General features: G+C 65.2%; 18 protein-coding genes. 8 read left to right on the forward strand and 10 right to left on the reverse strand.

The genetic code is table 11. The features are described 5' to 3' along the window. The first annotated feature begins 73 nt into the window (after positions 1 to 73). Both ACLL97_RS02840 and ACLL97_RS02845 read left to right on the forward strand, forming a co-directional pair. Complete coding sequence (locus tag ACLL97_RS02840) at positions 74 to 2386, forward strand: 3-hydroxyacyl-CoA dehydrogenase/enoyl-CoA hydratase family protein (protein WP_411278964.1); 2313 nt, start codon at positions 74 to 76, stop codon at positions 2384 to 2386. A 22-nt stretch (positions 2387 to 2408) separates the two neighbouring features. Further along, positions 2409 to 3575, forward strand: a complete 1167-nt coding sequence (locus ACLL97_RS02845; RefSeq protein WP_411278965.1) for a thiolase family protein — start codon at positions 2409 to 2411, stop codon at positions 3573 to 3575. Between the two features lie 123 nt (positions 3576 to 3698). On the opposite strand, the gene ACLL97_RS02850 is transcribed toward ACLL97_RS02845, so the two are convergent. From ACLL97_RS02850 to ACLL97_RS02875, 6 genes are all read right to left on the reverse strand, one after another. Further along, positions 3699 to 4787: a phosphotransferase family protein gene (locus ACLL97_RS02850; protein ID WP_411278966.1), complete on the reverse strand. Its 1089-nt coding sequence runs from the start codon at positions 4785 to 4787 to the stop codon at positions 3699 to 3701. 6 nt (positions 4788 to 4793) lie between these two features. After that, positions 4794 to 6020 carry an acyl-CoA dehydrogenase family protein gene (locus tag ACLL97_RS02855; protein ID WP_411278967.1) on the reverse strand — a complete coding sequence of 409 codons (1227 nt, stop codon included), beginning with the start codon at positions 6018 to 6020 and terminating at the stop codon, positions 4794 to 4796. After that, a complete protein-coding gene (locus ACLL97_RS02860; protein ID WP_411278968.1) occupies positions 6017 to 6811 on the reverse strand; it encodes an SDR family NAD(P)-dependent oxidoreductase in 795 nt (264 codons plus the stop codon). Before ACLL97_RS02860 ends, ACLL97_RS02855 begins: the two co-directional genes overlap by 4 nt. Before the next feature lie 40 nt (positions 6812 to 6851). Next, the gene (locus ACLL97_RS02865) at positions 6852 to 8282 is read right to left on the reverse strand and encodes a bifunctional metallophosphatase/5'-nucleotidase (protein WP_411278969.1); all 1431 of its coding nucleotides are present in this window, start codon (positions 8280 to 8282) and stop codon (positions 6852 to 6854) included. Between the two features lie 317 nt (positions 8283 to 8599). Continuing rightward, the gene (locus tag ACLL97_RS02870) at positions 8600 to 9835 is read right to left on the reverse strand and encodes a 4-hydroxy-3-methylbut-2-enyl diphosphate reductase (protein ID WP_411278970.1); all 1236 of its coding nucleotides are present in this window, start codon (positions 9833 to 9835) and stop codon (positions 8600 to 8602) included. A 9-nt stretch (positions 9836 to 9844) separates the two neighbouring features. Next, positions 9845 to 10306 carry an acyl-CoA thioesterase gene (locus tag ACLL97_RS02875; RefSeq protein WP_411278971.1) on the reverse strand — a complete coding sequence of 154 codons (462 nt, stop codon included), beginning with the start codon at positions 10304 to 10306 and terminating at the stop codon, positions 9845 to 9847. A 64-nt stretch (positions 10307 to 10370) separates the two neighbouring features. Between ACLL97_RS02875 and ACLL97_RS02880 the strand changes: the two genes are divergently transcribed. After that, positions 10371 to 11291 (forward strand): universal stress protein, encoded by a 921-nt coding sequence (locus ACLL97_RS02880; protein WP_411278972.1) that lies wholly within the window; start codon positions 10371 to 10373, stop codon positions 11289 to 11291. Here the strand turns inward: ACLL97_RS02880 and yjjX are convergent. Continuing rightward, complete coding sequence (gene yjjX / locus ACLL97_RS02885; RefSeq protein ID WP_411278973.1) at positions 11276 to 11848, reverse strand: inosine/xanthosine triphosphatase; 573 nt, start codon at positions 11846 to 11848, stop codon at positions 11276 to 11278. The two genes, ACLL97_RS02880 and yjjX, sit on opposite strands and share 16 nt — an antisense overlap. A gap of 97 nt (positions 11849 to 11945) precedes the next feature. Between yjjX and ACLL97_RS02890 the strand changes: the two genes are divergently transcribed. Further along, complete coding sequence (locus ACLL97_RS02890) at positions 11946 to 12599, forward strand: CGNR zinc finger domain-containing protein (RefSeq protein WP_411278974.1); 654 nt, start codon at positions 11946 to 11948, stop codon at positions 12597 to 12599. Beyond that, positions 12596 to 13255: a hypothetical protein gene (locus ACLL97_RS02895; protein ID WP_411278975.1), complete on the forward strand. Its 660-nt coding sequence runs from the start codon at positions 12596 to 12598 to the stop codon at positions 13253 to 13255. The genes ACLL97_RS02890 and ACLL97_RS02895 overlap by 4 nt, the downstream gene beginning before the upstream one ends. Before the next feature lie 25 nt (positions 13256 to 13280). Here the strand turns inward: ACLL97_RS02895 and ACLL97_RS02900 are convergent, their stop codons facing one another. Both ACLL97_RS02900 and ACLL97_RS02905 read right to left on the reverse strand, forming a co-directional pair. Next, complete coding sequence (locus tag ACLL97_RS02900; RefSeq protein ID WP_411278976.1) at positions 13281 to 13955, reverse strand: sigma-70 family RNA polymerase sigma factor; 675 nt, start codon at positions 13953 to 13955, stop codon at positions 13281 to 13283. Between the two features lie 102 nt (positions 13956 to 14057). Beyond that, entirely contained in the window at positions 14058 to 14675 is a 618-nt protein-coding gene (locus ACLL97_RS02905; protein ID WP_411278977.1) for a TetR/AcrR family transcriptional regulator, read from the reverse strand. 216 nt (positions 14676 to 14891) lie between these two features. Here ACLL97_RS02905 and ACLL97_RS02910 point away from each other — a divergent pair, with 216 nt between their 5' ends. From ACLL97_RS02910 to ACLL97_RS02920, 3 genes are all read left to right on the forward strand, one after another. Beyond that, the gene (locus tag ACLL97_RS02910; protein WP_411278978.1) at positions 14892 to 15389 is read left to right on the forward strand and encodes a GNAT family N-acetyltransferase; all 498 of its coding nucleotides are present in this window, start codon (positions 14892 to 14894) and stop codon (positions 15387 to 15389) included. 65 nt (positions 15390 to 15454) lie between these two features. Continuing rightward, positions 15455 to 16612 carry an FIST signal transduction protein gene (locus ACLL97_RS02915; RefSeq protein WP_411278979.1) on the forward strand — a complete coding sequence of 386 codons (1158 nt, stop codon included), beginning with the start codon at positions 15455 to 15457 and terminating at the stop codon, positions 16610 to 16612. Between the two features lie 50 nt (positions 16613 to 16662). Beyond that, a complete protein-coding gene (locus tag ACLL97_RS02920) occupies positions 16663 to 18882 on the forward strand; it encodes a putative bifunctional diguanylate cyclase/phosphodiesterase (protein ID WP_411278980.1) in 2220 nt (739 codons plus the stop codon). Positions 18883 to 18890: 8 nt separating this feature from the next. Here ACLL97_RS02920 and ACLL97_RS02925 read toward each other — a convergent pair. Further along, positions 18891 to 20759, reverse strand: a 1869-nt coding sequence (locus ACLL97_RS02925) for a DEAD/DEAH box helicase (RefSeq protein ID WP_411278981.1), incomplete at its 5' end; no start/stop codon positions are given.

The following is a 20759-nucleotide window of genomic DNA, read 5'->3' on the forward strand; positions in this document are numbered from 1 at the left end:
TTTCGTCGCCGCCCCTTCCGCCCAGCCGATCTACGGCGGAATTTGTGGGGATCCCTTACGGAGAGAGTTCCGAATGCGCATGACGACTGTCGGCGTGGTGGGCGCCGGGGCCATGGGGAGCGGCATTGCCGCTCTCGCTGCCTCGGCGGGCTGCCGTGTCGTGTTGCTCGATATCCCCGGCGATAGCGATCCCACATCGCCCAACCGCAGTGCGCCCGCCACGAACGGGTTGCAAAAAGCGATCAAGTCCAAGCCGGCCTCCTTCATGGAGGCCGCGGCGGCGGCTCGCGTGCGCACCGGCAACACCGAAGATCATCTCGAGCTCCTCGCCGAGTGCGACTGGATCTGTGAAGCGATCGTCGAACTCGCCGAGCCGAAGCAGCAGCTGTTCGCACGCATCGAAGCGCTGATGAAGTCCACGGCGATCATCTCGTCGAACACCTCGGGCATTCCGATGTCGGTGCTGCTGGAAGGACGTGGCGAGAAATTCCGTCGTCGCTTCCTCGGCACGCACTTCTTCAATCCACCGCGTTACATGCACCTGCTCGAAATCATTCCGACGCCCGACACGGATCCGGCGGTGATCGGGGCCACGCGCGAGTTCGCGGAACGCACGCTCGGCAAGGGCATTGTCATCGCCAAGGACGTGCCGGGCTTCATCGCCAACCGACTCGGCGTGTACGGTATGGTCGGCACCATGCGACGCATGGAGCAGCACGGCCTTACGGTGGATGAAGTGGACGGACTCACCGGTTCGTTGATCGGCCGCGCACGCACCGCCACGTTCCGTACCGGTGATCTCTCGGGCCTCGACGTGCTCGCGCACGTGACCAAGGGGATCGGCGGCGCGACCGGTGAAGACTTCGCGCTTCCGTCGTGGATGCTGGAAGACCTGGTGGCCAAGGGAAAGCTTGGCGACAAGACGGGGGGGGGCTTCTACGCGAAGGCGAAGGAAGGCACGCAAACCTTCGACTGGAAGTCCAAAAGCTATGTGCCGCAGCAGCGGCTTGAGGGTGGGGAGATCGGCCAGGCGATCCGTATGCCGATCGCGCAGCGACTGCCGGCGGCCGTGGCGATGACTGGCGCGCAGGGCGCGTTCCTACGCGACCATCTCGCGGACGCCGCGCATTACACACTCACGCTCGCTTCAGAATTGGCGTACGACATCGTGGCGATCGACCGCGCCATGGAGTGGGGCTACGGCTGGGAAGCGGGCCCCTTCCAAGTCATGGACGCGCTGGGCATCGACTGGCTGCGGGGTGAGTTCCGCGCGCAGAACAAGAGCATCCCGTCGCTGCTCGAACTGGCGAAGGGGTCGTTCTACAAGGACGGCGAGTATCTCACCTTCGACGGCACCTATGAACCCATTCCGGGAATCCCCGGTCGCGTGGCGCTGGCCAACCTCGCCAAGAACGGACGCGTGCTCGACGACAACGGCCTCTCTCGTCTGATCGATCTCGGCGACGGGGTGGCGTGTTTCGAGTTCCGGTCGAAAATGAACAGCCTCGGCGACGGGGTGCTCCGAGGACTCGAAAGCGCGCTCAACAAAGTCGAGAAGCTCGGGTTCAATGGCATGGTCATCGGCAACGAAGACGCGCGCGCATTCAGTGTCGGCGCCGATTTGTCGCTGGTTTCGTTCGCGGTGTCGGCCGGCGCTTGGGATGATATCGCGCGCTCCTGCAAGGTTTTCCAGGACAGTGTGATGTCGATTCGCCGCGCGCCGTTCCCGGTGGTCGTCGCACCGGCCGGTATGACGCTCGGGGGCGGTGCGGAGTTCACGCTGCACGCCGATGCCGTGCAGGCGCATGCCGAGACGTACATGGGGCTCGTGGAGGCCGGCGTCGGCCTGTTGCCGGGCGGCGGGGGTACGAAGGAGTTGCTCATGCGCTTCACCGCCGAGCTGCAGAACTACGAAGAGGCCGATCTGTTCGCCGCCGTGAAGCGTGCGTTCAAGCTGATTGCCTTCGCGACCACGACCACGTCGGCATACGACGCCAAGGCGTTGGGCTTCCTGCGCGAGAGCGATCGCATCAGCATGAATCGCGATCACCAGCTCGCCGACGCAAAGGCGCGGGTGCTCGATCTCGCGCGCGGCTATCTCCCGCCCCTCGAGCGCACAGTGCGCGCGCTTGGCCGTGAAGGGCTCGGGAATCTCGAGTACGCCCTCTGGGCGGCGAAGGAAGCGGGTCAGGCGTCGGCCCACGATGTCCGCGTCGGTCGCGCCATTGCCTACGTGTTGTGTGGCGGTGACGGTACAGCACGTGACGTCACCGAACAGGACCTGCTCGACCTCGAGCGCGAACAGTTCCTCAGCCTTCTCGGCACCAAGGAGACGCAGGAGCGTATCGCGTACACCCTCACGACCGGCAAGCCGCTGCGCAATTGAGCGCGCGGCAGGAGAAATAGAGATGACTGAGGTCGTAATCGTCAGTGCCGCTCGCAGCGCGGTCGCGCGCGGCAAGGCGGATGGTGCGCTGGCCGGCGTGCATCCGGTGGAGCTGTCGTCCACCGTGATGAAGGCCGCGATCGATCGCGCGGGTATCGACCCCGCGATCATCGAAGACGTGCAGTGGGGCTGCGCGATGCCTGAGGCCTCGCAGGGACTCAATCACGCGCGCTTGGCGTGGCTGCGTGGTGGCTTCCCGGTGGAGACGGCGGCGGCTACGGTGAATCGCTTCTGCTCATCGGGGCTCCAGTCGGTGGCGTACGCCTCGCAGGCCATCATCGCGGGTCAGGGCGATGCGGTGATGGCCGGTGGCATCGAGATGATGTCGCAGGTGCCGATGTCGGGCTACAACACGCGACTCTCGCCGGCAATCACCGAGAGCTATATCGGCATGGGTTTCACCGCCGAACGCGTCGCGAAGCGTTGGGATATCTCGCGCGCGGCACAGGATCAGTTCGCGTTCGAGAGTCAGCAAAAGGCGGTATCGGCCATTCAGCGCGGGGTGTTCACCGACGAGATTGTCCCCATTCCCACGCCACGTTTCACGTGGAAAGGCGCCGAGAAGACGGTCACGGACGTCGTCTTCTCCACCGACGAGTGCCCGCGGGCCGACACCACGCTCGAAGGGCTCGCCAAGCTCCGTCCGGCGTTTTCACCCACGGGCACCGTCACGGCGGGTAGTGCCAGCCCCTATTCCGACGGCGCCGCGGCGGTGCTCGTAATGAGCGCGGCGAAGGCCAAGGAACTGGGCATCACCCCGCTCGCGCGCTTCGTGAGCTTCGCCGTTGGCGGCGTGGACCCTGACATCATGGGTGTCGGACCAATCAAGGCCGTGCCGAAGGCGCTCGCGCGCGCTGGCCTGACGCTCGCCGATCTCAAGCTCATCGAATTCAATGAGGCCTTCTCGGCGCAGGCGTTGGCCGTGATCAAGGAACTCGGGATGGACACCAGCATCATCAACGTGAACGGCGGTGCCATCGCACTCGGACATCCGCTTGGCGCGACCGGTGCCAAGCTCACGACGCAACTCGTGCACGAACTCAAACGCCGCGGCGGCGGCTACGGCATGGTCACGATGTGCATAGGCGGCGGCATGGGCGCCGCCGGCATCTTCGAGGTCTACGCGTAGGAAAACCCACGGCCCACCGCTCACGGCCCACCGCCGAGAGCACACAGCCCCCCAGCCCAAAACCCGGGAGCGGACAGCCTCACGCCCACAGCGCGCAGTAACGCGCCGTGGGTGTGAGGCGTTTCACACCCGTCCCGTCACCGCCGCATCCTTCGCCGCGCAACCCAACGCCTTCACAACCTCGCCCAACACCCCGAAGCGCGGGTCGCGTGTGAGCCCCTGCACATGCCGCGCATAAATCTGCTGCGCGATGACCGCCACCTTGAACAACCCGAACGCGTAGTAAAACGGTGCATCGCTCACGTCGATGCCACCGTGCGCGCCATACGTCTGCACCAGCTCGGCCCGCGTCAGGTTCCCGGGCAACGCCGTAATACCGAGTCCGAGGGCGCGAAATATCGGCGCATCTCCGGGCTCCACCCAATACGCGAGAGTGGTGCCGAGGTCCATCAGTGGATCACCGATGGTCGCCATTTCCCAATCGAGAATCGCTCGCACACGCGTCAGATCGGGCTCGAGCACGAGATTGTCGAGCTTGAAATCGTTGTGCACCAGCGCCGTTGCGCGATCAGGTGGACGATGCGCCTCCAACCAGTCGGCAACAAAATCGAGCTCTGGCACATCGCCCGTGCGTGAGGAGACCCATCGTTTCGTCCATCCCTGCACCTGCCGCTGCACGTAGCCAGCCGGACGTCCCAGCGATGCAAGCGGCTCAGTCGACACGTCCACGGCGTGTAGCTGCACCAGCGTCTGCACGAAGGTCTGCGAGAGCACGGCCAGCTTCGCCGGCATCGCGGCCACGTTGGCGGTGAGCGAATCCGGCGGCGTGCCGCGCAAGATCACGCCGTCCACATGCTCCATCAGGTAAAATGGCGCACCGATCACGGCGGCGTCATCGCAGCGGGCGACTGGCTTGGGTACCGGAACGCCCCGCGCGTGCAACGCCTCCAGAATGCCATGTTCACGACCCACGTCGTGCGCGATCCCCGCCTTCACCCCACGTGGTGGACGTCGCAACACCAGCGCCCGTCGGCCATGTTCGTGCTCCATCGTGATCAGATAGGTGAGATTCGAAAATCCCGCGGGGAACTGCCGGATGCGCAGGCGAGCGCCGGCGGGCACCGTGTCCGGTACCGTCTCCGCAAGCCACGCGAGCAGCACCGCAGCGTCAATCTCTTCTCCCTCGCGCAGCGCGATTGTTTCCTCACTCACGAGCGGCTACTCACGCGGCGTCCGCGGCGGGAGATACGGCGTGAGCGCGCGGCGGGCAATCACCGTGCGATGCACTTCGTCGGCACCGTCGTAAATGCGCGCGGCCCGCTCGTGCCGATACCACCAGGCCAGCGGGGTGTCGTCGGTCATGCCGAGGGCGCCGTGTGCCTGGATCGCGCGATCGAGCACGCGCTGCAGCGTGTTGGCCACGAAAACTTTGATGTACGCGATCTCTTCGCGCGCCGCCTCTTGGCCCAAGCGCGCCATGCGCGTGGCGGCATCCATCACCATCAGGCGTGCAGCATGAATCTCGATGCGCGAGTCGGCGATCCAAAACTGCACCTGCTGTTTGTTCGCCAGTACGTCGCCGGGCGCCAACTCGCGCTCCGCGGCACGACGACACATCAGATCAAAGGCGCGCTCGCAAATGCCGATCCAGCGCATGCAGTGATGGATGCGTCCCGGGCCGAGCCGTTCCTGCGCGAGGGCGAATCCATGACCTTGCCGTCCAAGCACATTGGTGACCGGAACGCGCACGGCATCGAAGCGCACCTCGGCGTGGCTGGCCCAACCACCACCACTCTCGCCCATGACCGCGATGTTTCGCACCAGCGTGTACCCTGCGGCCGGTAACGGCACCAGAATCTGACTGGCGCGAAAATGCTTGCGCGATTCGTCCGGATCGGTCACGGCCATCACCACGGCGAACGCCGCGCCGTCGGCGCTGCTCGTGAACCACTTGTGGCCGGTGATGACGAACTCATTCCCGTCACGCACCGCGTGCGTGGACATCAGCACGGGGTTCGACCCGGCGTGTTCCGGCTCCGTCATCGCAAAGCAGCTGCGGATCTCGCCGCGCGCCAGCGGCCCGAGAAACTGCGCCTGCTGTGCATCCGTGCCAAACTGCAGCAGCAGCTCCATGTTCCCGGCATCCGGTGCTTGACAATTGCACGCGTAGTGGCCGAACGGTGTCCACCCAAGCACCTCGCTCAGTCGCGCGTAGGCATCGAGCGGGAGGTCGCGTCCGCCGAGTGATGCCGGCAGGAACGGTGCCCAGAGACCGAGCGCGCGCGCCTGCTCCCGCAACTGCGACAACACCGGCGCATTCGTTTCCCAGTCGCCGTGCAGCAGCTGTAACTCGAGCGGCACCAGCGTCTCGCGTACGAACGCGCGCGCCGTAGCGAGTAGCGACTCCAGCTCGGTCGCGCCGGGAGTAACTCCACCGTGCGTCATGTGAGATACCCACCGTCGACCATGTAGACGCCACCGGTGCAATAGGCCGACGCGTCAGACGCCAGGAACAGCGCCAGCCCAGCCACGTCGTCAGGCTCGCCGATGCGTCGGATGGGCTGATGACCGAGCACCTGATCCGCGAGGTCCTTGTCCTGCCAGAGCGCCTGCGAAAAGCGCGTCTTGATGAGGCCGGGGCAGATCACGTTGGCGCGGATGCCATCGGCACCCCACTCCTGCGCCATCACCTTGGTCAGTGACACCAGTGCCGCCTTGCTCACGCTGTACAGCCCGAGTCCCGCTTCCGGCGACACCCCACCGATACTCGCCACGTTCACGATCGCGCCGCCGCCACGCTGCGCCATGACGGTATGTGCCGTCCGACAGAGTTCCAGCGGCCCCTTCACGTTCACGGAGAAGATCTTCTCGAAGGCCTCGTCGGTGGCCTGCTGCAGCGGTCCGAAGATCGGATTCGTAGCCGCATTGTTGATGATGATGTCGATCCCGTCGAAGTGTTCGACCGTGCGTGCGGCCAGCTCGTGCGCGTCGGCCGCCTTCCCCATGTTTGCCGGGATCCCGACGACGTCGAGTCCTTCGCTGCGGAGCGCCGTGACCACCGCGTCAACGTGTTCGACCTTGCGGCTCGAGATCGCGACCCTGGCTCCGGCACGCGCCAGCGTGGTCGCGATCGCGAGCCCGATGCCTCGAGTGCCTCCGGTCACGATCGCGACTTTCCCATCGAGACGCAGGCGCGATATCGCGTCGGCAGTGCGCGGGGTAATGGGCTCATGCATGGCAATAGGCTTGGTGAAGGGAACCGGAAGTACGTTGTCGTTATCGCCGATCGAGTCGCGTCACGCGGCCGATCGGCGGCGGGACGATGCGGCCGTTCATGCGCTCCAGATGTTGCAGCATCAAATCGGCCGTGCGCGGGCGCGAGCTGGGCGCGGCCTCGAGTGCCCGACAAACATCGGCCGCTTCGGGAATGCGATACCCGTCACCGCGGCGACACGCCGGATAGGTCACGATCGACAGCTGCAGCGCCTCCCGCGCCCCGATCGGACGCCCGTCATCGCGCAGCAGATCACCGACGACCCGTGCGCCACTGGGTCGAGTGGCGTCGAAGTGAAAGCGTACGCCGCTCAGCTGCAGATACGGTCCGTTGCCAAGTCCGTCAACCCCGACGCTCACCTCGAGGAGTTCGCGCAGGCGCGCTCCACTCACGGGAAAGGTCACGACCCGCGTTTCGTCGGCGAACAGAAAAATGCCCTCGATCATGTGCCGCGTGATCGGGCCGGCGGGCATGATGTCATCGAAGCGCAACGCGCCGGAGTTGATCAGTGCCACGTCGGCGTTCGTGCCGATACGCATGGCGTCGGCGATCATGTTGCCGAAGGGGCTTTCGCGCTTCGAGATGGAATCGATCGCGTTGATGGGCTCGGGCGCGATACCGAGCACCCGATCGGGACCGATACGCTGCGTCAGTGTGTCGCGCCACCGTTGTACGACGGCCATCGTGGCGGGGTCATCCCGCATCCCCGGACCGATGTCGAAGCGGCGATCGGTCACCCGCCACGGCGATGCGCCGTCACGCGCAAATGTGACCAGGATCGCCGTTCGCGAATTCGACACGGCCTTCACCAAGAGACGCCCGCCGCGCTCGATTCGGCGTCCATCATGGTCGTGGCCGCCAAGAATTGCCGAGATGCGCGGCTCGCGCTCGAGGGTGATCACATCGTCCCGCATGAAGCGATGCGTGAGCGCCACCACCAGTTCCGATCCCTGCCCCAGCAGCGTGTCCACGGTGGCCGTGGTCGCGCTATCCGGATTCCGGCACGATACGTAGGGCGCGTAGTCGCGCACGACGGTTGTCCCGAGGATGCCGACCTTCACGCCGCCCAGTCGCAGCGTATCCCAGCCACGGACGCCAGGGAACGACGCGCCACTCGCCTCGCCGCAATTGGCGGAAAGCCACGTGAAGCGCGACTCCCGCAGTCGCGTCACAAGGTTGGTGCGCGATCCGTCGAACTCGTGATTCCCCAGCGTCGCGAGGTCGAGCCGCGCCGCATTGAAGCCGTCCACCATCTGCGCGCCGCCATACCACTTGCCGAGCACACTCGGACTCAACACGTCGCCCGCCAGCACGAACAGCACCTTGTCGTCATTCGCGCGTTCGATCGAGTCGCGCAAACCCGCCACGCGCGCCAATCCCCCCCGCCCGTCACGCAAGGTGTCGGTGACATATACATCGTTCACGAGCAGCATGCGCACAATCTGAGTCGAGCCACGCGGCGGCGGTGCCGCCCTGCCGGACGATGGCGTGCGACAGGCCGCGCTCAAGACAGCGGCGGCGAGTAGCACGCCATTCACGACAGGACGCGGGCACCGCCGTCCGGCCATCAGACCGCGATTGCCGCCGGAAGCCGCGCAGGCGCCCTCACGCCAACGACGCCGCGCCAGCGCCGTGACCCGCTGGCGGCTGCGAGAGATTCCCGGCAGCCATGCCGCTATTCGCACGAAACGCCACCAGCGGACCATGCATCGGCCGCGATCTCCGATTTAGCGTGGACGGGCAAACGCCCTCAGAGGCTCGTATCGACGCGTTCGCCACGAATGGCAAACACGCGGGCCACCGCCTGTCCGATCTTGTTGTTCGGCGTGCTGGCACCAGCCGTGATGCCGACACGCAGTACCCCAGTGGTCGGTAGCCAGTCGGTCACTTCCTCTTCGTGATGATGCGGGCCCACGCGACGGATCCGCACCGCGTTCCCTTCGACGTCGATCTCATCTGGATCGGCAATATGGAACGTCGGCACCTGCTCGGCGCACAGCGACGCCAGCGAAATCGTGTTGCTGGAGTTGTAGCCGCCCACCACCACCATGAGATCGAGCGGCTCCGCCAGCAATTCGACAACGGCGTCTTGCCGGTCCTGCGTGGCGCTGCAGATCGTGTCGAACGTGCGGAAGTGCTCCGACCGATGTGCATCACCGTACGCGCGCGCCATCGCGTCGCCCACCGCCGCACCGATCGCCAGCGATTCACGCGCCAGCATCGTAGTCTGATTCGCGACGCCGATACGATCGAGATGCAGATCGGGATCGAAATGATCCGATGCGGCTTTCGCGAACGTCTCGAGGAACTGCGCACGCGAGAGTGGCGGCCTCGGTGTCGGCGTGCCGGCCTTTGCCTCGATGTAGTCCATCACGAGATCCGCTTCGGTCATGTCGCGAACGACGATGTACTGGCCGCCCGGATACTTCTCCACTTGCGACGCGGTCGCGCGCGTTTCTTCGTGGTAGTATTTGCCGTGAATCAGCGACGTGAAACCGTCACGCGCATAGACCTCCACCCGCTTCCACACATTCAGCACCGATCCGCAGGTCGTATCAACCACCACGCACCCGCGCTCCCGTAGCGTCTGGAAGTCTTGGATGGTGACGCCGAAGGCGGGCAGGATCACGACGTCGGCCGGCTCCACGGGCGCGTAATCAAACCCCTTGCCACTGGCCGAGAGAAAGACCACGCCCATCTCGCGCAGTTTGGCGTTGACGTGGGGATTATGGATGATTTCACCAGCCAGAAAGATCCGCTTATCGGGAAACTTTCGTCGCGTCTGATACGCGTAGTCCACCGCGCGCTCCACGCCGTAACAGAACCCGAATTCCTTGGCGAGGCGCACCGTGGTCTGACCCGCGTGCAACGTGTAGTCGTGCGCACGAAGCATATCCACCAGCTGACCAGTGTAGTCGGCCGCGAGGGTGTCCTGCACCTCAGCCTTCAGGCCGAAGCCTTTGCGCACGTACGTCGTGTCTGACATACCGGCAATCTAGCGCGTTTCTGGCGCGCCGGCGCGGGCTTCCTCGACCGTCAAGACGAAGGGCGCCAGCGATTCGCGGGCGATCCGCGGCAGCGAGCGCTTCACAAATCCGTCCACCGTGACGCACACCACGACCATCGTGGCGGCGGCAATCAGGGTATGGCGCGTGGCGTGACGGACGTCCACCTGCAGCGTGAGCGAGGTGTCGCCCAGGCGCGACACGTAGGTCACGAGCGACAGTGCATCGTCGATGCGGGCCGGCGCGAAATAGTCGATCTCGAGACGACGCCGCGGCATCCAGAGGCGGGGATTGTCGAACAGCGTCGCGTAGGGCAGACCCGCCGCCCGCAGTAGCTCCTGCTCTGCCACTTCCACGAGCCGCGTAAAGGCGCTGAAACGCATGATCGATACGAGATCGACATCCGCCCAGCGGACGCGTTCGTGGGTGACAAAGGGACGCGATGCCGTCATGAGACCCGTAGCAGAACGGTGACAAACTATCGGGAGATCCCCTCTGGCAGGATCGCTCCCGGGCGTGCAACGTCTTGCAATGTACAAGACCATTCTCGTGCCATTTGACGGCTCGGTGCTCAGTGCCCGTGCCTTGCCCGTCGCCGTGGCGCTTACCCGCCGAACCGGGGCCTGCCTGCAACTCGCGCTGGTGCACGATCCCAGCGCCTACATTCCCTTCGTGCCGGGAGAGGTTGCCATCCCCGTGTACGACGCGGAGCTGGTCAGCGAACACCGGAAGCAGGATCAGGCCGCGCTGGACGCCGCCGTGGCTGAACTCACGGCGCAGGGGGTGTCGGCGTCAGGCGTGCTGCTCGAAGGCACGATCGTCGAGGCCCTGGTTGAACATGCGCAATCGGCGGGGGTCGACCTGACCGTGATGACCACGCACGGGCGCAGCGGCTTCGAACGGTTGCGCATTGGCAGTGTGGCCACGGCGTATCTTACGCGCGCCACCGCGCCGGTGTATCTGGTGCGCGGCGCGGGCAGCGAGGCGTCTCCGGAGCTGCCCGTCGGCACCCTCCTCTGCACGCTCGACGGCTCCCCGTTTGCCGAAGCGATCCTTCCGCACGCGAAGACGTTCGCCGAAGCGACCGGACTCACGATGGCGCTGCTGTCGGTCGCCGTGCCGCACGCGATGCCGATGGCCCCGTTCGGGGCCGAGGCGCTGCTGGTTGATGACAACGCGCTCGAGCTCGAGGAGGCCGGACGCCGCGAGTATCTCGCGCAGATGGCGGCGCAATGCCCCCCGGGAACTACCGTCCACGCCGTGACCGACATGAGCGTCTCACGCGCCATTGTCGAAGAGGCCACTCGGACATCGGCCGGCGCCCTGGCGCTTGCGACGCACGGACGCGGCGGATTCAAGCGCATGGTCTTGGGCAGTGTGGCCGACGAAGTCATCCGTCACACTCACACCCCGGTGCTTGTTTACCGACCGTCCTGATCGTCGGATCGATTTGTCGCCGCGAACAACGTTGGCGCCAACCACGGCGCCAACGCGTAGGCTACCATCGGCTCGTAGGCCCGCTGTCGATCGATCAACCCCGCCGTGAGGATCCCCACGGCGCCGCGGCCGTGCTTGGTCCCCACGGCGCTGGCGATCGCGTCCATCGCGTGTCCCAGCTCTTCCCCGGCACGGATACGCGCCGCAACCACGTCCGGCAGCGGCATCGACAGCGAACCACCCATCCCCTCCCGACCATCGCGGTCGACCACCACCGCCCACGCGCAGCTGCGCATGCGACCGTCGGCCAATTCCACAACGCCGCCTTCCAAACCGACTGCCAGCTCCGCCCCCGTCAGCTGGAGCGCCGCCAGTGCCCGATTCCGCGCGCCGCGCTGTGTTTCTTCGTCGCCCATCGGTTGATCAGGCACGCCGCTCGCGACGTCGATGCCCTCGACCTGCAACGCCGGCTGGACACGCTCGAGTACGCTACGCACGGCGGCAAGCTTGACCGGATTACGCGAACCGACGGCAACGCGCGCGAAGGGAAAGTTCATATTTTGGCGGAATTGCCGTAGAAAAAGGTCGAGGGTGGTACATGGCGCTTGCTCGCAGCCACGTATGCACGTAACCTAGCTCTTCTGACTCCACGATATGCTCGGTTCTCTCTCCGACGCGCGACGGGCCGACTCGCGCGATCGTCCACCCGGACTCGTGCCCCCTCGCACGCGACTCTGGCTTGACTTCGTCAACACTGACGCCGCCGCGCAAATGCCCGGGGGCGATTTGTTGCGCGACTTCGAGGCAGTCCTGCTCTGGTTTCAGGCGCAAGGGGCCATTGACGACGAGCGCGCCGCTGGCATTCGCCGCCGCGCCGTCCTCCAGCCGGCCGCGGCCGCCGCTACCCTCGTCGACGCCCGACGAGTGCGCGCGGCGCTTCGCGTGCTCGCCGAAAAGGGGCAGCTCACGGCACGCGTACGTGACGACGCCGTCGTGGAGATCAATCGCGTGCTTGGCCGTAGTGCCGGTACGCGCCGGCTCGACCCACGGTCCGCCGGCGGCTACGCGCGCGCCTTCGTACCCACCGGCGATGCGTTCGCCGGCCTCATGATTCCGATCGTCGAATCTGCCGCCGACTCGCTGGTCGATGAGGAGCTGGCGCGCGTGCGGCGGTGCGCTGATCCGCGCTGCCATCGCGTGTTTCTTGACGGCACCAAGAACGGGCTGCGACGCTGGTGCGACATGGGGACGTGCGGCAATCGCGCCAAGGCTGCCCGCCATCGGGCGCGCTCGGTGAAGCACCCTTGAGCGACACGCCGCGTGCGTTTGACACCATCCCGCGCCCGGAGGCCGATCCCGACCTCACACTGGAGCGTGGATTCGTCGCGTCATTGCGATGGCTCGTGTCCGAGGGCGATGCACGTGGCGTGCGACGCATCGCCGTCGAATTGCGCGCCCTCCGCGAAGCGCTGGCCGCGCTTGATGAAACACGGGCGGCGCGCGACGAGTTCGAGCGCCGCGCCCATGAGCTCGACAAGGAATTGCAGGCCGCGCTGGCCGTACTGGGACCCGGTACCGCGATTAATGGCAACGGGTCACTGGTGCAGCGGCTGGCTCGCCTCCGCGAACGACTCGCCGAGGACACGGCGTCGCGTCGACAGCTCACACTCGAGCGCGATGCGTGGCGCGCCATGTGCACGTTGCTCACACAGACACGCGCCCGTGTGCACGAACTTCTCGAGGACGCCGAACGCGAGCGCGACGCCCTCGCCGGTGCACTCGATGTCATGAAGGCGCGCGTAATGGAACTCAGCGCCCTCCACGACGATGCCGCACGCGATTCAGCCGCCAGTCGTGCTGAACTGGCGGCCGTTCGGGATAAACTGCATCGGTGGAGCGGCACCGTGGAACGCGCATTGCATGAGCTGGCCAGCGCTGCTGGCTCACTCGCCCGCGACGCCTGAACGCCCCAGCGGTACGCCAAACTCCCTACTCGCCCACAACCGCGGTCACGGTCGGCGTCACGACCGCACGCACGATGGACTCTTTCAGATAGCCCATCTCCACTGCGTAATTGGCCAACTTGCGCTGCAACAGGCGGCGTCCGCGAAAGAGGCGCGATTTCACGGTGCCCTCGGGCACGCCGAGCGCCGTCGCGATCTCGGCATACCGAAGCCCTTGCAGATCACTCAGCACCACGGCCGACCGATACTCCTCGGGCAGCGAGCGGATCGCCCGCGTGATTTCATCGTCGAGAAACGAGTCGTAGAAGCGCCCCTCGGGATCGGCCTCGCCCACCGCTTCGAACAGCGCCCAGCCTTCGGTGTCCTCCGGCTGCTGCACTTCCCGCGCGTCAATACGACGCTTCCGGCTCACGAACACGTGATACAGGATGGTGAAGAGCCAGGCACGTATGTTTGTGCCGAGATGGTACTGCTCCCACCGCTCCAGCGCACGCAGCAGGGTGTCTGACACCAGATCCTCGGCGTCGTCGCGTGAGCGCGCCAGCTTCAACGCGAACGAGTACAGCGCGTCCAGATGCACGAGCGCCTCGCGCTCGAACTGCGCGCGACGGGCAACCCGATCGCCGCTCCGGTCCGCGACGTCACTCGCATCGCGCGGGACGGTCGCCAACTGCACTGCCTCGTTGTCTATGCTCACCATGATCCCTCTCTCCATAATCTGCGCCGAGCGCAGCGGTCGCTGTCGTCCTGCCGTGGAAGGAACCGACATGGTCCCTGCAACGAAGTGCTGTGAGGATCCTGCCTACTCGAGATTCCGGTGCACCGGCAACGCCGCCCCGTCACGCACATGCATGGCGATGAACCGCTTCAAATCGATGGCGATTCCCTCGAGCACCGAGAGATCGCGCTTCACGCGAGTCATCAGCACCGCCCCTTCCAGCGCGGCAATGATGAAGCGGGACAACCGCACCGCGTCGACATCGTCGTGCAGTTGCGGTCGCGCTTCCCACAGCAAGGAGCGGATCTGGCTGGCCCACCGCTCAAAGACCGCTTCGATCCGCACTCGGAACCCTTCGTGGGCATCGGCCAGCTCGGCCGCCAAATTGCCGAAGGGTGAACCGCGACGTCCGCCGCTCTCAGACTGCAGCGCCACCACGGCGTCGATAAACAGATTGAGCCGATCGAGCGGGTCGATCATCGGTTCACGCAGAATGGCGAGACCACGTTCGGCAAACCGTTCAAACTGCCGGTTCAATACTTCATAGCCGAGTTCCTCTTTCGACTTGAAATAGTGATAGAAGTGGCTCTTGCCACTGAGTTTCGCGCCTTTGATGACATCGTCTACCGAAGTCGAAGTAAACCCTCGCTCGGAGATCAACGTGGCGGCTGCGTCCAGGATTTGTGCTCGGCGGTCTGACATGTTAGGAAGAAATTAGGACCGTACGGTCCAATGCGCAAGCCCGGCCGGCAAAGTACTTATAAAACGATACTTGACAAACACTTACGCAACTTTAGCATTCCCATGATGAGCGAAAACGGTTTCGAAGATGCGAAAAAACTTGGACTGACGAGTCCTAACGTTCAGGCCGCCTCGGCAAGCCCCCGACCGTGCGAGGTCACGAGGACGTATCTCGAGATGTCCTCACCGCAGCAACTGGTGCCTGGGCAACCGCCCGACGTACCGGCCGCGCTTGAACGGATCGACCCCTGCTCGGTCGAGACGTGGCGAGGGCTGTACCGACAAATCGGTGCACCGTGGCACTGGCACGACCGCGACGCCTGGGAGCACCACGCGATCGCCTCGCATCTTGCGCGCCAGGACGTGCAGATTTTTCGCGTGATAGCAGAGTTCGGCGCGGAGTGGACGGACCCGACGGGCTTTCTCGAGCTCGAGCGGCACATGGATGGATCCGTGGAAATCGCCTATATCGGACTCGACCAGCGCGTATTGGGACGTCGCCTCGGTGCGTGGCTGGTATCGGAAGCCGTGCGAACGGCCTTCGCCTGGGGAGCCACGCGCGTGTGGCTCCACACCTGCACGCTCGACGCGCCGGCCGCGTTACCGAACTATCTCGCCCGTGGTTTTTGCGTCACTCGTGCCGAGACTTATTCCGACACGAATCCGTCGAGTTAGCCAGCAGCACGATCGCGCCCTATTCCGGGGCGCCACGGGCGGCTGTCGCCTTCGCCCCCAAGATCATGCGTGTAGGCTCTTCGCTCTGGACGCCGACGTCCGGCTGGTCCGTACCGTTGCCCGAAACGCCCAACGCAACGGTGCAACTCGTTTTGAGCTTCGGACCGGTCGAGCCCCCCGACAAGGCATGGTTCGCGGCCATTGCCGACCGCTACCCGGCCGCCGAGCACGTCTATGCCTCGGGAGGCGGACAAATTGCCAATGGGGCCGTCGACGACTGCCAAACCGTCGTCACCACCGTCGCCTTCCGGCACGCCACGGTCCGTCCGGTTATCCGCGATGGGGTCGACGTGGACAACAGTCGCGCGATGGGCTCCGAGATTGGCACCGAACTGGCCGCGATCACCGGCCTCCGGCACGTCTTGATCTTCGCCGAAGGCATCGGCATGAACGCCGCCGGCTTCCTCGACGGTCTTAATCCGCTGCTCCCGCCCGGCGTCAAGGTCACCGGTGGGCTGGCCTCCAACGGCATCCGGCTCACCCGATCGGTAATTGGCCTCAATGACACCCCCACCACAGGCCGTATCGTCGCCCTCGGTTTCGTCGGCGAGTCACTGCGCATCGGCACCGGCTCGGTCGGCGGCTGGGATTACTTCGGACCCGAACGAATCGTGACGCGCTCCACTGTGGCCAACGTCTTCGAACTCGATGGCGAGCGCGCTCTGGATGTGTACGCGCGTTACCTCGGTGACTTCGCCAAGGAATTGCCGGGCAGTGGTTTGCTCTTTCCACTCGAGGTGCGCGCCTACAAAGACGGGCCCGTCTCCGTGCGCACGTTGCTTGCCATCGATGAAGCCGCAGGCTCCATGCGCTTCGCCGGCGACATCCCGACCGGCAGCATCGTTCGGCTCATGCGCACCACGACCGACAAGCTCATCGACGGCGCGGCGCAGGCCGCCGAGCTAGCCAACAAGGGCATCGCTGATGGCCTCGTCGAAGGTGACTCCACGCTCACCCTCTGCATCTCGTGCATCGGACGCCGCGCTGTTATGCGCAGCCGGGTCGAGGAGGAGATCGAGGAAGTCGGCCGCCTGAGCGGCTCGTCCACGGTCGTCGGATTCTATAGCAACGGGGAGATCGCGCCCCCCACCGACGGCCGCGAGTTTGCCACTGCCGTGTTGCACAACCAGACGATGACCGTGACGACGATCTCGGAGCGCTGAGGATGCACCCGTACGTGCTGCGTCAGCTTCGACGACATGGGACCACCGAGATGTCGGACGCACTGACGCCGATCCTCACGTCGGTCAGCGCCTTGCTGCATGACGTGGACCGCGAGCGCGAGCTTGGCGCCGCGACCATGAAAGAGCTGTCGCGAGAGCTGGAGTCGCGTTACGCACGCATGCAGCAAAGCGAACAGCGGTATCGGTTACTCTTCGATGAGAGCCCGATGGCGATGTTTGCCCTCACCCGAGACGACCACCGCATTATCGCGTGGAACCGCGCCGCCGAAACGACATTCGGGCATCTCGAAAAGGACGTCCTGAATGCGCCGATCGCGAGCCTGCAGTTGTTCGGAAGCGGCCACTGCCAGCTCACGCTCATGCTCGCGTCAAACGTCGCGCTCCCCGAATCCGGCGTGCCGACGGACGCGACGATGCATGCTCGCGACGGGCGCGAGCTCGACGCGGAAGTCATGTTTCACACGGTGGTCCTGAAGGAGCACGAGGCGGTGATCGTGAACGTGCGCGATGTCACGGTCGAGCGTGCATCCATTCGTGCACGCGCCGAGAGCGAAGCGCGGTTCCGCGCATTCTTCGAGTACGCCGGCATCGCCATTCATGTGCTGTCGTTCGACGGCATCATTCTCGAGGCCAATCCCGCCTCGCAGGAACTGCTCGGCTTTTCGCCAAGTGACGTCGTGGGTCGGGCGGCGGTATCGCTCTCCCCCGAGGAAGATATCGAAGCCGCGCGCGAGTTCGGTCGTGAGCTCCGCACCGGGGAACGGGACTCCATCACCATCGAGCGCCGCTTTTTTCACAAGGAAGGGCACATTGTGTGGGGACAGCTCACCGTGTCCCGCGTGACCCACGGCGGCGAAGCGTGCATGATCGGCATGATTCAGGACATCACCGAGCGCAAGCGCATGGAAGGCCAGCTGCTCAAGCAGGCTTTCCAGGACGATCTGACCGGGCTGGCAAACCGCGTGCTCTTTCGCGATCGACTGGGTCATGCGCTCGACCGACGCCGCCGAGGTGACAGCCGGGTCGCGGTCATCCTGCTCGACCTCGACGGCTTCAAGCGGGTCAACGACTCACTAGGTCATGCCGTCGGCGACGAATTGCTACAGCTCGTCGGACGACGCATCGCCAGCACCGTCCGCGCCGGTGAAACGGTCGCGCGGCTGGGTGGTGACGAGTTCGCCGTGGTCATTGAATCAGTCGAGCAAGGTGACGACCCTGACGTGCTCGCCGAGCGATTGCTGGTGCTGCTGCGTACGCCGATGCGTATCGGGGGACGGGAGGTCGTCGTTGGCGTCAGCATCGGTATTGCGGTCGCCTCCCCGACGGACGACGAAGAGACCGTGCTCCGAAACGCGGATACGGCGATGTACGCCGCGAAATCGTCGGGGAAGGCCTGCGTGCGTCGCTTCGATCCGACGATGCACCGCGATGCCATGGAGTGGCTCGAGCTCGAGTCCGACCTGCGCCGGGGCATGGACCGTCACGAATTCTTCCTCGAATTCCAGCCGCTCATGCGCATCAAGAGCGGGCGCGTGAAGGGCTTCGAAGCATTGATTCGCTGGAATCACCCCAAACGTGGGTATGTCGTGCCGGGACTGTTTGTTCCGATCGCCGAAGAAACCGGCATGATCGTACCGATCGGTCGTTGGGTGCTGATGGAAGCGTGTAGGCAGGCGGCACGGTGGGCGCCTTCGGCCGGCGAGGAGCTCTCGGTCAGTGTCAACGTGGCGGCGAAGCAACTCGACGGTGAGACACTCATCGAGGATACACGCGCGGCGCTTCAAGTGTCCGGGCTCGACCCGCGTCGGTTGATTCTCGAGATCACCGAGAGCGACGTGATGCGCACGCCCGAACTCGCGCTGGCGAAGCTGCACGCGCTTAAAGCGCTCGGGATCAAGCTCGCGATCGACGACTTCGGCACCGGCTATTCATCGCTCAGCCATCTGCAGTACTTTCCAGTAGACGAGCTCAAGATCGACCGGTCGTTTGTATCACGGATCGAAGATGGCGTCCGCGAAGCCGCCTTCGTGCGTACGATCGTGTCACTCGCCAAATCCCTGAACGTTGAGGTGGTCGCCGAAGGGATCGAGGCAACGGGACAGCAGCAATTCCTCCGCTCCATCGGCTGCGATTTCGGGCAGGGATACCTGTACAGCCGCCCGCTGCCAGCGAGCGACGTCGACGCCTTTGTGAAGCAGTCGACGCCGGTGCGGTCGAGAATCGCGGCCTCAACCAACACACTCGTATAACGCGCCAGTCAGCGCCGCCGTCGCCCCTTCCCTGGGTGACGTTGACCGCCGGCGCCGCGAGACCCACCACCGCGCTCCCCACCGCGCTCCCCACCCCGTTCTCCACCGCGACCGCGTTCGGCCTCCCTTCGCGAACCACCCGCACGATCTCCACCCTTGCGGGATGCACTCGCTTCCGTGCTGCGCGCGCGTTCGTCGTCGGTGAACGGCAGATCGAGCTTGTGTTGCAAGTCGCCAAGCGTATCCGCGCGCACCGACCCGCGCTGGCCCCGCGGCACGACAAACCGCACCGGACGGTCGAGGGACGGCACCTCCTCTTGCACCATCGTGCGCGCCAGCTTCTCCGGCACGCGCAACCGAACGACCGGTACCAGTCGTCCCTCGTGCTCTTCGACGTCATAGTCCATCGGTACGGCGCGGTCGCGAATTTCCACCGCTCCCGGCATGGCGCGCGCTTCGGCCACCTGCTCGAGACTCACGAAATCACGCCGGTCAATCAGCATGGGCGCATGTCGGATGGTCTCCCAGTTGGTCGCGGTGCCCATTTGTGCTTCGTACCAAGCGGTCAGCTCCGCCTGACCAAGGCGCGGCGTGATCCCGCCCAGCCGACGCCACACTTCGCGGATCTCCTCGACCACCGGCTGATTGCGACGCACCGACGCGTGACGCAATTCATTGCGCGCCGCCGCCTCGGCCAGCAGATGCCGCGCTGCTTGGGCGTGCGCTTCGGGGAATTCGTCGAGCCCTTCGCTCTCACGCGCGAGTTCAAACCCGAAATACGTCAGCCGTCGACGCAACAGCACCGGTGACTGCTTGCGCTCGGAATCAAGCGCCAGCTCCGGTGGAAGTCGCTGTGCGTACTGCTTGATCAGTTCGATGGGAAGCTGCGTGCCTTCAATACCGGCCCGCGGCACACCGAAGCGATCGGCGAAGTAGCGCAAGGATCCCGCCACTGCCCCCCAGCTGCCGCACACACTCGTCTTCGACACGCGCGCTTCCTGACCGTCGGGCGTCTGCTCCTCGATCACGAGATCGAACGGCATGAAGCGCGCGAGCAGATCGCAGAAACGCGTGTGCAGCTCGCGACGCACCAACGGTAGCGTGGTCGGCAGCGGCATGCCGACCGAGCGGTACACGCTCGCCATCGCGAGCGCCGCGTCTTCGAGTGCCTTCACCAGAATTCCGCGCTGCTCGGCCCAGTGGGCGATGCGCTCGGCGTCGAACATGTGCCGCGACAACCCGTACACCTCGCCAATGTAGCCCGCGGCACGGAAGCCGTCGGCGTACACGTTGTAGGCCGTGAGGTGATCGCTACCACGCACCACCAGCCCCTCTAGATCGCGGCCTTCACGCGACATGCGATGCAACGAATCGATGCCACTCATGACCGCCAGCATCGGGAGCAATTCGTCATCGCCGTTCACGATGAGCTCCCCCCACGCCCGATCCACCGGCAATGCTTCCACCGCTTTTCCATACGTGGTCAGTCGGCCGTGCTCAATCAATCCGCGCGACTCGAGATGCGCGATCGCCTTCCGGTACGCGACGCGATCGAGCGGCACCGGCAAGTCGAGCGCGTCGGCCTGCACGCCGAGATCGGCGCAGGTAAGCGCCACGCGTTCGGAGTCGCCCGCCAGCTGAAAGTCGGGTGCGGTTGGCTTCAGTGACTCGAAGCGGATGTCGCGGTCGCTGAGAATGAACACGCGGCCATTCTCCACGCGGCCATGCACGCGCCCAGCCATCTGCAGGATTTCGTTCGACCCGAGGTGGACGCGCGTGAGCACATTGCGCCCACGGTCGATCACGTTGGTGAATCGGGTGTCGTCAATGATGACCGTGTCGAGCCCCGGTACGTTGAGCGCGCTCTGGCCGGCCGC

Source organism: Gemmatimonas sp. (assembly GCF_046594945.1).
Taxonomy (GTDB): Bacteria; Gemmatimonadota; Gemmatimonadetes; order Gemmatimonadales; family Gemmatimonadaceae; genus Gemmatimonas.